Origin of the sequence: Microcoleus sp. A006_D1 (assembly GCF_036702805.1) — a bacterium.
Taxonomy (GTDB): Bacteria; Cyanobacteriota; Cyanobacteriia; order Cyanobacteriales; family Microcoleaceae; genus Microcoleus.
The window spans coordinates 647,833-659,882 of sequence record NZ_JAUBVZ010000001.1; the positions used below are offsets into that span (position 1 = coordinate 647,833).

The following is a 12,050-nucleotide window of genomic DNA, read 5'->3' on the forward strand; positions in this document are numbered from 1 at the left end:
GTCAAATTAATTGCATGAAGTTCAAAGAATTGATCGATCGTCTCAAACAACATCAACTGATCGGCATCCGGCAATATATCACCACAAATCCTCCCTGGCTGACAGGCGCCGCCGCAGGTGTCCTGTCTGCAACCATGCTGCAATTTGGAATCTGGAAACCCCTTGAATATTTGGGATACAAAACCCTATTTCAAATTCGAGAATCGGGAATCTTGCCAAATCCGGGATGGGATGACAGAATTGCAGTAATTGCGATCGAGCCCCAAAGCTTGCAGGAATACGGTAAATTTCCGTGGCCGCGCAATCGCTACGCCGAACTACTGTCAGCCCTGAAAAAATCTCCCCCCACAGCAGTTGGTTTCGACATTCTGTTCGTCGATCCGAGTCCCAAAGATGAAATGTTAGCCGGTGCGATCGCCACCAACGGCAAAGTTGTACTCCCAAGAACCACCAAAGAACAACCAGTAGCATCTTTAAAAGCAGCCGCCGCAGGTATCGGACATATCATGCACGAACCCAACAGCGACGGCGTTAGCCGCGATTCAAAAATATTTCTCGACTCCATTCCTAACTTCGGTTTAGCAATCACTCAGAGGTACAATGCTGCTAACCCCCAAAATCCTGTATTACTGCCGCAGCCACAAAATATGCAAGACCAAAAAGTCTGGGTTAACTGGCCCGGGAACACAAAAAATCTACCCACCTATGCTTTTGTTGATGTTGTAGAAGGTAGAATCCCTGAAAATGCTTTAGCGAATAAATTAGTCTTAGTCGGCCTAGTAGCTACTGGTTTTGACCAGATATCTACACCTCTCAACAAAACTACGGGTGGGGTTTATTTATATGCAGCGTTGATTGACAATTTGCTCAATCAGCGCTTGCTCAAGCGGCTGCCGGTACTGCTAGAATTTTTGTTATTGTTGGGGATTGGCCCGCTTACCTCTCGGGTTTTGTCCAAGCGAGGTGTTAAAGACAGAATTGCGATCGCCCTTGGTTTGCCTGTAGTTTGGATTGCCACTGCTGCTGTGTTATTTGGCTGCTATTTTTGGTGGATTCCCATTGCCGCACCCATCGGAACCCTTATTTTATCGGGCACTGCTTTGCAACTGCGCGAACAGTACGAAAAACAGCAGTTGATGAGGTTATTTGAACAGCACGTCGCACCCGAAACTGCTCAGCTTATTTGGGCACGCAAAGCAGAGATATTTGAACAGGGAGAACTCGAACCTCAAGAACTTACAGCAACTGTGCTGTTTATGGATATTCGCAGTTTTACTTCGATTTCAGAAAAAATGCCAGCGCGAGATTTACTCACCTGGCTGAACAATTATCTGGAAGCAATGACCGACTGTATTATGGATCACGGCGGCGTTGTTGATAAATACATCGGCGATGCAATTATGGCAGTTTTTGGTGTGCCTTTTTGCCACAGCGAATATGCAGAAATTCAACAAGATGCTTTAAATGCCGTGGCGGCTTGCATCGCCATGCACGAAAAACTCCACGAAATTAATCAGCAGCTTAGAATTGACCACAAACCTTTAATTAAGTTTGGCATTGGTTTGCATACCGGACAGTTAGTTGCCGGTAGCGTCGGCGGTTCGCGGCGTTTAAATTATTCTGTAATCGGCGATGCTGTTAACGTTGCTGCTAGATTGGAGGCGATGAATAAGGAAATAGTGTCTGATAGTCCTTTTAATTTGTTGGTGACGGGGAGGACTTTTGCTTACGTGCGCGATCGCTACGAAGGCCAAAAAGTAGGAGCTATTCAATTGCGCGGCAAAAAAGAAGAAACTGTGGTTTATGCTATTTTGGGCGAAAAGTAATAGTCAGTGGGCATGGGCATGGGGCATTGGGCATCGGGCATCGGGCATTGGGCATGGGTAATAGTTAGTGGTTACTTGTTAGTGATTTTTCTAATAACCAATTCCAAATTCCAAATTCCAAATTCCCCAATTCCAAATTCCCAATTCCCCAATTCCAAATTCCCAATTCCCCAATTCCAAATTCCCAATTTAATCAAATACGCTCAGCCGCAGACTTTTAGCTATTTGTTCTAACAGAAACAAACCGCCTACAGAATTCCCCTCTTTATTCAGTGGTGGACTATAAGATGCGATCGCCCCTTCACCCGGAATTACCGACAGCAAAGCCCCGCTAACACCCGACTTAGCTGGCACTCCCACCCGCAGCGCAAACCTGCCAGATGCTTCATACAAACCGCAAGTAGCCATCAGCGCTTTGACAGTGCGGGAGTTTTCCGCGATCGCTTCACCACCATTTACCAACACCATTCCCAGCTTCGCCAAATCCTCCACAGTTCCCGACAAACAGCAGAGGCGATTGTAGGTTTCCAAAGCAATTTCCGAGTTTTGAAGATAACCCGATTCTACCATTGCTAAGGCAAGATCCCAATTGTTTTGATTCGGATTTGCATTCACTGAATCGAGCATTAACTCGTCAACAAATAACTGACTGTTTGCTTGTTGATTCAGCCAAGTTTGCAGGTTTTGACAGCGCTCAATCGCATTTTTACCGGGAATTAAAGACGCAAGGGCGATCGCCCCGCTATTAATCATCGGATTTCTCGGCTTCCCTTTATCTGTTTCGAGTTGAGTCAGGGAATTGAAAGGAAGTTCCGAAGGATCGCAGCCCACGCACTCAAATACCGCTGTTTCGCCCAATTCGCACAGCAAATAAAGCAGCACAAAGGGCTTGACGGCGCTCATCAGCGGGAATGTTGTAGCAGCGCTGCCCCAGCTCAAATTTTGACCGTCAATTGCCCGAATTTGCACTGCAAACACTTGTCTGTCTGCTTGCGCAAGGAGAGGTATATAAGCAGGAATTTGACCTGATTTACTGCGATTAATTGCCTCTGTTGCCCAATCTGCCAGTTGTTCGGGTTGCAGATGAGATAGCTTGTTTGTGGATATTTTCAAATTTGATAACTTATTTTTTTAACCTAATCTCAAGTCCGATCGCCCGATCGAGATCACAAATCTTTCCATGCCCGATTTTAGAATAAATCTAACAAAAAAAATTACTTTGCATAAAAACCTGCTATTTCGTCAGATAGATACATAAGTAGCAGCTTCAAGGCAAAGTTGTTTACCCGACAACAACCAGCACTAGCTGGAAATGCGTTTAGATCGTGACTTTAAATCCCCAGGAATGGGGCAGGGTGCATATGTAACTTAATTCTCAAGGGAGAAATTCGCAATCCTTTCCGGATACCCCCCGAACCTCTGAGAATTTACTATCCAACCGAATCTACCAAAATCAGGATAAAAAAATGGCAGACGAAGCGAAAGTAGAAGCAGCGAAACCAGATCCGCTAGTTTTTAAGGGTGTATGCAGCGAAGGAATTCTCAAAGGCAAAGAAATTGAAGGCAAACTAGACCTCAAAGTCATCGTCACCTCCGCCAAAGCTAAAGAAGCGCCAGCCCCAAAAAAATCCGAGTGGGAGCCGGTTTTCTTTTGGGCATTGTTTGCATTAATGGCCAACTTTGCCGTCGGCGACCCCGCCGGAATGAGAAAATACAGCCCCCCACAAAGGTCACATTCTCATGAGATGTTAAACCAATCTGGGGAGCAGTCGGTGTTGCCTCAGAAAAACACCACCAACTTGCCGCTTTAGGCCCTAGGACTCTGCCAGCCACGCAAATAGTAATAAAAAGACCCGAAATATTCATCGAATACTTTCGTGGTAGTTACCAAGGCTTCTGCACTAGGCAAAAACTTCCCTGCGTCTAAGCGGAGTCTAGTTTTCCCTCCTGCGGTGGGCTGGTAAGTGTAAAAGTCAGTAGCTCTGGGAATTACCTGAATTCCCATATTTGCAAATGCTAGGCTGGCACGGCGCATCTGAATCGCAGATGTTACCAGGATTACTTTGCGCCCGACACCGCGGCTGTCGAGTATCTTTCTTACTTCTTGGGCGCTGGTGCGTATATTCCGGCCGTTATCGTCCAGAACAATACTGTTGCGTGGCACGCCCATGTTGTTTGCTAGCAAAGTTTCGATATCCTTAGCTTCGCCAACAGAGCCTTCCAACTCCGGTCTCGGCCCAGCGGTAACGATAAGTAAAGGTGCTAGTTGCTTTTTGTAAAGCACAGCAGCATAGGGCAGGCGATTGCCTGCATCTGTCAGTTGGATTGCCCCTCGGTTGGGGATGTGAGGCGAAGTGGTTCCCTTGCCCAGCAGGACGATCGCCGCAGCAGTTTCGTCGCAGCAAACTGTGGTGCGTGCAGCAGCGTCTCGTTCTGCTTGGTCAGCGAACCAGTAAGCGACAACTGGCAGACTCGACAAAATCAAAACTAGCAGCGCTGCTAGGATCATTCTCGGCGCCGGGTTGCGGATGCCCCCGTTCGTGATCAGCGCCGATGCAATTACCAGCAGCGTGATCGAAAAACCTAACGGCGTAAAGAAGAAGGCTATTAGACCAAAAATTGCTGCTCCGACTTCTGTGTCTGGCGCAAAAAAGGCCAGGAACAAAAGGCTGATCAGCAACAAAACGCGCAGCCGGTCTAATAACGGATTGTCTTTGCCTCCTGATGTATCCCACCACGATTTGAGCAGTGAGAAGAGGAGGAATAGAAATAGAATGCGAGCGAATAGTTCAGGCATCTTGCAATATTCTGTGTCTTCATAAATTAGTACCGAAGTGTGGAAACGAGGGCGGATTTAGCTGCGGGAGGAAATACGGGCATTGGCTGGTTTTTTAACTTTCGCCAATCACGCAGTCCGATCGCACTTATCCTGATCCTCGATTCCGGTCAGCGATCGACTATTGGTTACAGGCGAATCAGCCCGCTACTTCCAATCACAGATTGCTGACAGTTAATTGGTAATTGATAACTGGTAATTGATAACTGGTAATTGATAATGGATCGAGCCGGAGGCCGGTGAAATTGGCAATTCAAGCCTGCTTTCTGGTACCTGCTATTTTTCCCATTCCCTGTTACCCATTCACCAATCCCAATTTATCGGCGTTTCAGTTGATTCCGAATTGCCTGCGTTACCGTTTGAATTACTTTAACACGAGCATAATACTTGTTATCGGCCGCAATTGGCGTCCAGGGAGCAGTCGGCGTGCTGGTGCGCTGAATCATTTGATTCACCGCCACTTCATAAAAATTCCACTTTTGGCGATTCCGCCAATCTTCGTCGGTGAGTTTGTATTGTTTAAATGGATTGTTTTGCCGCTCTGTAAACCGCTTTAGTTGCTCATCAGGACTGATGTGCAGCCAGAATTTAACTAAGACACAACCGAAACTGGTGAGTTGCTCCTCAAATTCGTTGATTTCCTGGTAAGCACGGCGCCATTCGGGTTCGGTGGCAAATCCTTCGACTCGCTCGACGAGCACTCTACCATACCAACTGCGATCGCAAATGCTGATTTTACCAGCAGTCGGCAACCGCCGCCAGAACCGCCACAGGTACTGGTGAGCTTTTTCTTCGTCTGTCGGGGCCGCAAAGGCGTTAACCGTGTAACTGCGGGGGTCTAGGACATCCGTCAAGCGTTTGATCGCTCCTCCTTTGCCGGCGGCGTCCCAACCTTCAAACAGCACTAACACGGGGACTTGCTCTTCGTCGATGCTTTGTTGCAGTTTGCCAAAACGGGTTTGTGCTTCGCGAAGTTCGAGTTTGTATTCGTCTGGCGACAGCGATTGAGTTAAATCTACTTGGGCGAGCAAATCCGGTTCGGTGGGTTGCAATCTTTCTTGAGGCGGCAACGGAACGGGTGCAGATTGCGTCGGGAGTCTGTCTAGGGCTTCTGTAAGTGACGCTGCCATTTGCGTTAAAACTTTGACTCTCGCCCAGCGCTGACAGTCACCTTCTACTAGCGTCCAAGGTGCGGGGCCCGTGCCGGTTTGAGTTACCATTTCTTCGGCCAAAGCTGTGTATTCTTGGTATTTTTTGGCTTGTTTCCAGTCTTCGGGCCGCACTCGCCAAGCTTGTAAGCTGTCGTCTTCTAGTTTTTTGAGCCGGTGCTTGAGTTCTTTTTTGCTCAGGTGAATCCAAAATTTGGCAATTGCCGCGCCGTCATCTACCATCTGCCTCTCGAAGGCGTTGATTTGTCTGATGACTGTCGGTACTTCAGCGTCGGAGAGTCGTGAGAACAACCGGTCTTCTAAAATGTGAGTGTACCAACTGTGATAGAAAAAGCCAATCCGCCCTCGCGCCGGAAGTTTCTGCCAAAACCGCCACAGAAAAGGATAGCCCATTTCTGCATCTGACGGCGGCCAAATCGGGTGTACGGCAAACCCGCGCGGGTCCATGTAACCCACCATTTTTTTTACCAGGGCGCCTTTGCCGGCGGCAGCCCAGCCTTCGAGTACGATGATTGCAGGCAATTTTTTTTCCCTGCAGGCCAGTTGGAGCGATCGCAACTGCTGCATTAAAACTTCGATTTTGGCATCGTAGGTTTCTTTATCCAGGGAAATATCTAAATCGAGGTTGTCGAGCATATTTACCTCATGCAAATCCGATAAAGCAGTTTAACGTTAGTTTAACGTTTGGATAAAATTAAATCTTCAAGTGCCGCAAAAAGTTATAAACACTAAACTTACGTCCGGTTAAAAGCGCGGTGCTTCTGCCACCGAATCCAGGCTACCGTTAATACTAACAAAACTCCCCTCACATCAAACTTGCCAAAAAAAACCTCAGCGGTTATAGTTGAATTAGGGAACTTTTTAGTAAGTTCAACTTCTCCCCTCCCCCAAGCGGGCGAGTTAACAGGAGCAGCAACAAATCCCTGGAACAGGATTTCTTGTAAAACATAGCAAAAGTAAAAATCAACTACCCGGTGGGGGTGACAACTTCTTTACTTAGCTGCATCAAATTTATTTAAACAACAGTTACTCAAGCACCAGCCTTGATAACTTCGAGGGCGCTGCTTGCGAACATTGGGCGCTCCTCTAGCCTGAGACTAAAATACAAAACTAGCCCAAAAGGGCAAACCAATTTTTATGATTGCGCTATGAGATAAAACCTGAAAGCCTGGGTGATATTAAACAGGTTTCTGAGTTTTATCAACACCATTCTCAACAACTAAAAGCATTTGAGGTGCGGGCTAAGATTAGCCGCCCCACAATAATACTTGTTTCTTGTGAAACAGGCATCCTGCCTGTTACTGACATTTGTGCAAAATGTCCGAATTACTGTACTTGTTTGCCAATACCCATTAACAGGAACAATCCGAAATTACGGATTGCAAAGTTTTCTATGAATATCTTGACAACGCGCTCCTACAAGGGCGAAACTGACTGGTGCGCGATCGCAAATTTAATCGATGCTTGCGAAACAGTCGATGGCCCAGGCGAAGAAGTATCCGCCAGCGAACTCAAGCTCGTACTTGACGCCCCCAAACTCGATAAATCCCGCGACGTGCAGTTGTGGGAAGATGGTAACTACAGACTGATCGGTTTAGCACTCCTAGATATGCCCGATTCCCAGGAGGAAATAGAGGGCTGTCTCTGGTTTTACGTGCATCCAAACGTCCGCGGCGAAGGTTTGGAAAAACAGATAGTTAAATGGGGCGAAAAGCGGCTGGGCGAAGTTGCGAAAGAACGGAATTTGCCCGCGAAATTGCGTACCTACAGCCGCGAGGATAAAGCCGATGAAATGCTGTTGTTCGAGAAACAGGGCTTTGAAGTCGATCGCTATTTTCTCACAATGGCGCGATCGCTCGCCGAACCAATTCCCGCACCCGAATTTCCCGCAGATTTTGCGCTGACGCACGTATCAGGAGAACAAGACATCCAACCCTGGGTAGAAATGTTCAACCAGTCGTTTATCGATCACTGGAACCACCACGATTTAACTGCCGAAATCGTGCGATACTGGATGCAAGACGAAAATTATCAGCCGGAATTAGACTTAATTGCTGTTTCGGGCGATCGTAAATTTGCAGCTTTCTGCGACTGTCAAATCAAACCCCAAAAAAACCCCCGCAGCGACACAAAAGACGGTTGGATCGAATTATTGGGTACGCGGCGCGACTTTCGGAAAATGGGATTAGGAAAAGCGATGCTGCTGGCCGGTTTGCACACCTTAAAAGCAGCGGGAGCAAACACAGCCAAACTCAGCGTCGATGCAGACAGCTTGACAGGTGCGACAAAGCTTTACAAATCTGTCGGTTTCCGCCCGATGGAAACTTGGCTGTCGTGGGCAAAAGCTGTTTAAATTGATACTTGAGAATTGCAAATTACTCGTTACCAGGCAGAGCCTGGTAACGCAGATCACTCTTGCTCTGCCTCTCTCGGCGCAAACGAGGCAGAGCCTCTGGATCGGGGTTCCCAGGCTCCAGCCTGGGAACCAGTTAAATCGGTAATTGTGCATTACTCGTTACCAGGCTCTGCCTGGTAACGCAGATCACTCTTGCTCTGCCTCCTTCGGGCCGAGGCAGAGCCTCTGGATATAGATTCCTAGGCAGAGCCTAGGAACCAGTTATTTGGAGTACATCTTAACTAAGAACCTAGTTCGCTTTGTTTTGTCACCTCGACATAAATATGTTCTAAACGCACCGGATAGCGGGCGATCGAATCAATAGAAATCCCATCAAAGCGCAAAATAATATCTTTTAATTCCAAACGTTGCGGCAGCCAAAAAGCCAAATCGCTACCGTAGCGGCGGGGAATAAAACCGTATTCAGCAGCGCGGGCGATCGCCTTTTCTTCTTCATGGGTTTTAACAACAATAATTTCCTCAGCCGGAATCAGTTTTTGCAACTCCTCCAAACTGCCCTCAGCCACAATACTACCATTTTTTAAAATCCCAATTTTTTGACACAAACGCTCAGCTTCATCCAACAAATGCGTAGTCAGTAAAATCGTAATTCCTTCCGACTGCAAACGCTGAATCAACTCCCAAATTTCATAACGAGCTTCAATATCTAAACCCGTTGTCGGTTCATCTAAAATTACTAATTTAGGCTGATGCACCAAAGCCACCGCAATATTCAAACGGCGCTGCATTCCTCCGCTCAAAGTTTCTACCGGACTCTTAGCTCTATCAGTCAAATTTACAGCTTTTAAACATTGCTCTACTTGATAGCGGCGCTGTTTGCGATCTAAACCATAAATTTGAGCAAAAAAATTGAGATTCTCTTCGCAACTAAGGCTTTTATAAAGCAAATTTTCTTGGGGTGCTACACCTATTAACGGTTTAGTAGAGTCGGAAACAGGTTCGCCATTGATGGAAACTTTGCCGCTGTCAGCATTTAGTAAATTGCATAAAATATTGATAGTTGTAGTTTTACCCGCCCCGTTTGGCCCCAGCAAACCGTAAATTTCGCCAGCTTGAATGTGGAGTGTTAAATCTTTAAGCACTGAACGTTCGCCGTAAGACTTATTTAGCTTTTCTATTTGCAGCAAGGTTTAAAATCTCCCTAAGTTTATATTATACGATCGCACACGGGTAGCCAGAAACCGGGTTTTTTGCGACAATATTTCGCTTTCGCCCACAGATTCGGTAAAAAAACCCGGTTTCTTTGGTCTTGGCTAAAGTCTTCTTTCCGTGTTCAACATCCGCCGATAAGACAGCCATCCGCCTAGGATCATGGAAATAGCAAATATTAATAAAAACCAGAAGTGCGACTCAATATCCGCAAAATCTTTGCCGCCAGCCCACACACCCATCAGCGCTTCGTTCATGTGATAAATTGGATTGTACTGGGCGAGATCCAGCAGTGTTTTGGGAAACAGCGCAGTCGGCAAAAATGCGCCTCCTAAAATCAACAAAGGAACGCCGAAAGCTGCTACTAGCGAGTTGACATCTTCAGTGCGCCTCGCAAACTGCGTACCCAGAATAAAGCCGACGCCTACGTAAGATACAATACTCAGTAAAATAATCGCGCATCCTAACAAAATAGATCCTTGAAATTCGGCACCCAAACAAGAGGCGATCGCGTATACTAAAATTACCTGGCCGATACCGATGCAACTGTGAGCCAGAAAAATTCCTAAAAAGTAGGAAGTGCCGCTCAGGGGGGAAACAAATAAGCGTTTGAGAGTATGTTGTTCTCGCTCTGACACTACCGTGGCTACGCTGCCGCCGAGACAGCTAAAAAATAAAGCGGCTCCTACTAAGCTTGCAGGTGCAGCACTTTCAAAGGCTTTTGCTGTGGTGAGATTGGCGCGTTCTTTTAAAATTAAACCATTGATTAGCAAAATAGAAACTGGAAAAATACTCCACAACACTAAGCTGCGCCGCCGTCTCCCCAATTCTATTAAAATTCGCTGCGCTACTGCGAGGGTTTCGTACCAGTATTTCATAAGAATTATGTTAGCATTGTTAGAATTGGGAATTGATATCAAGCCCGCAAACAACTAACACAATCAAATTGGTTCGATCGTTCGGACTTTAGTCCGCATAAATCCGAGGACTAAAGTCCTCACTACAAACCTTGTTGATGGCGTTAAATTTGCCGGACATTATACGATCATTGATAATGAAGCCACGGCATATTATATCATAGAAATACCAAGAATGTTAAATCTCAATAAAAAAACCCGGGCGGGCGGGTTTTGTGATTTTAGCAACATAGAGTTTTAATTTTTGGCTGTCTGTCGCTGCTCTCATTTAATACTAAAGTTCGTACCTCTGTAGCATCCTTGAAAAGAAGTTAAACTTGTGCTGTTTATCTGTTCCAATTTAGTCACGAGGGAGGGAGTATTGGGACTTTCAGCGGTAGCACCCCACTTGTAGATAAAGTCGCCGATATAGTTTCCGGTTTTTTCGTAGCTGTGTTCTTCTATGGGAATTCCAGAAACTCCTGAAACAGTTTGGTTATGGTATCCGTTAACTATGATTTTTTCGATCGCAGTTCCGGGTGCTACAGTTATATTCCAGTTGATCGGTTCGTAGGCTGAAAGTGCGAGAATTATCGGTTTGTTTCGGCGTTCTACTTTGATTTCGATACTTTTCGACACATTTCCGTTCCCATGCTCCGCAGTAGCCTCGTAAACGCCGATTAAGTGAACTTCTTTATCTCCGCTTGACGAACCGACGTAAGCTGAAAAATCGTCGGAACCGCCAATCCCGCAGTTGGAGGCTGAACTAATTGGGGAAATAAAAGTGGTTTTTTCGGCGAGTTTCTGCTGCACCGCCGGCACTACCCACAATCCGGTTCCGACTCCCAAAGCACCTATTAAAGCGGCGGCGATTCCGAAAGGAATGGCGTTTGTCAGGTGGCGAAAGGCTGTTGTTGCGGTTAGTTCAGATAGCGTTTGCTGCCAATTTTCCGGATTTGGTCGATCGGCATTTCCACCATCTAGACAAGCTAACAAAGCTAAACTTTCCGGCTGTTCCAGTAGACTTTCAACTGCTTTCCCTTCGCCGACGTAGAGATTTCGAGTTTCGGTGTCCAAAAGCAGCCAGTAGCGATCGGTCTCAGCAAAGTTGTAATCTTGTACCGCAGGCTGAACTAAATCGTGCTGCAAAAAAACCAACCAAGCCATATTGTTGCCAGTCCCGGCTGTTTTGCCGTCGCTAGAAATCAGTTGCTCGATGTCCGGTTCCCACCGCCAAGCTACCCAGCGACTGTCTCCTCGATAGCCGAGGGATTTTTCGAGTTGCGGATGAGCGGTTATTTCTAAGCGTTGAACTAAGTTTGACACAGTAGGTCTCCTCAAGTACGCGCGAGCGAAGCTATCCCGTTCCCGAAGGGTTCCCGAAGGGTTCCCGAAGGGTAGGGTAGAGAATCGCCACTACAAAGTCTTAGCTTAACTCATCAGGCGGCCGTTCAAAAAGAACCCGTGCCGTTGCCCGTGGTACTGTTGGGAGACAAATTGTTGCTGGGATTGGTATTCGGCGAATTTCCCGGATTGAGATTATTCTGATTGGTATTCGGCGAAGTTCCCGGATTGAGATTATTCGGATTGGTATTCGGGGAATTTCCCGGATTGAGATTATTCGGATTGGTATTCGGGGAATTTCCCGGATTGAGATTATTCTGATTGGTATTCGGCGAAGTTCCCGGATTGAGATTATTCTGATTGGTATTCGGCGAAGTTCCCGGATTGAGATTATTCTGATTGGTATTCGGCGAA

General features: G+C 46.7%; 9 protein-coding genes and 1 pseudogene. 3 read left to right on the forward strand and 7 right to left on the reverse strand.

The genetic code is table 11. The annotated features are described in order from the left end of the window. Positions 1-14 precede the first annotated feature (14 nt). Complete coding sequence (locus QUB68_RS02660) at positions 15-1,826, forward strand: CHASE2 domain-containing protein (RefSeq protein ID WP_332989115.1); 1,812 nt, start codon at positions 15-17, stop codon at positions 1,824-1,826. Between the two features lie 189 nt (positions 1,827-2,015). Here the strand turns inward: QUB68_RS02660 and glsA are convergent, their stop codons facing one another. Further along, positions 2,016-2,939: a glutaminase A gene (gene glsA / locus QUB68_RS02665; protein ID WP_332989117.1), complete on the reverse strand. Its 924-nt coding sequence runs from the start codon at positions 2,937-2,939 to the stop codon at positions 2,016-2,018. Positions 2,940-3,292: 353 nt separating this feature from the next. Here glsA and QUB68_RS02670 point away from each other — a divergent pair, with 353 nt between their 5' ends. Continuing rightward, a complete protein-coding gene (locus tag QUB68_RS02670) occupies positions 3,293-3,637 on the forward strand; it encodes a hypothetical protein (RefSeq protein WP_332989119.1) in 345 nt (114 codons plus the stop codon). On the opposite strand, the gene QUB68_RS02675 is transcribed toward QUB68_RS02670, so the two are convergent. After that, positions 3,634-4,623, reverse strand: coding sequence for a YdcF family protein (locus QUB68_RS02675; protein WP_332989121.1), 990 nt, complete (start codon positions 4,621-4,623; stop codon positions 3,634-3,636). The genes QUB68_RS02670 and QUB68_RS02675 overlap by 4 nt on opposite strands. Positions 4,624-4,979: 356 nt before the next feature. Next, positions 4,980-6,467, reverse strand: coding sequence for a polyphosphate:AMP phosphotransferase (gene pap, locus QUB68_RS02680; protein WP_332989123.1), 1,488 nt, complete (start codon positions 6,465-6,467; stop codon positions 4,980-4,982). A gap of 757 nt (positions 6,468-7,224) precedes the next feature. Here pap and QUB68_RS02685 point away from each other — a divergent pair. Beyond that, the gene (locus QUB68_RS02685) at positions 7,225-8,184 is read left to right on the forward strand and encodes a GNAT family N-acetyltransferase (RefSeq protein WP_332989125.1); all 960 of its coding nucleotides are present in this window, start codon (positions 7,225-7,227) and stop codon (positions 8,182-8,184) included. A 284-nt stretch (positions 8,185-8,468) separates the two neighbouring features. Here the strand turns inward: QUB68_RS02685 and QUB68_RS02690 are convergent, their stop codons facing one another. The 4 genes and pseudogenes from QUB68_RS02690 to QUB68_RS02705 form a co-directional block, all read right to left on the reverse strand. Then, positions 8,469-9,374 carry an ABC transporter ATP-binding protein gene (locus QUB68_RS02690; protein ID WP_332989127.1) on the reverse strand — a complete coding sequence of 302 codons (906 nt, stop codon included), beginning with the start codon at positions 9,372-9,374 and terminating at the stop codon, positions 8,469-8,471. A 126-nt stretch (positions 9,375-9,500) separates the two neighbouring features. After that, the gene (locus QUB68_RS02695) at positions 9,501-10,274 is read right to left on the reverse strand and encodes an ABC transporter permease (protein WP_332989129.1); all 774 of its coding nucleotides are present in this window, start codon (positions 10,272-10,274) and stop codon (positions 9,501-9,503) included. 303 nt (positions 10,275-10,577) lie between these two features. Next, positions 10,578-11,618 (reverse strand): hypothetical protein, encoded by a 1,041-nt coding sequence (locus tag QUB68_RS02700; protein WP_332989130.1) that lies wholly within the window; start codon positions 11,616-11,618, stop codon positions 10,578-10,580. A 125-nt stretch (positions 11,619-11,743) separates the two neighbouring features. After that, positions 11,744-12,050: pseudogene (locus QUB68_RS02705) on the reverse strand (hypothetical protein); the annotation flags it as partial.

Coding starts and splice junctions, on each gene's coding strand:
- QUB68_RS02660 (WP_332989115.1), top strand. CDS start 15: ATGAAGTTCAAAGAATTGATCGATCGTCTCAAACAACATCAACTGATC.
- QUB68_RS02670 (WP_332989119.1), top strand. CDS start 3,293: ATGGCAGACGAAGCGAAAGTAGAAGCAGCGAAACCAGATCCGCTAGTT.
- QUB68_RS02675 (WP_332989121.1), bottom strand. CDS start 4,623: ATGCCTGAACTATTCGCTCGCATTCTATTTCTATTCCTCCTCTTCTCA.
- pap (WP_332989123.1), bottom strand. CDS start 6,467: ATGCTCGACAACCTCGATTTAGATATTTCCCTGGATAAAGAAACCTAC.
- QUB68_RS02685 (WP_332989125.1), top strand. CDS start 7,225: ATGAATATCTTGACAACGCGCTCCTACAAGGGCGAAACTGACTGGTGC.
- QUB68_RS02695 (WP_332989129.1), bottom strand. CDS start 10,274: ATGAAATACTGGTACGAAACCCTCGCAGTAGCGCAGCGAATTTTAATA.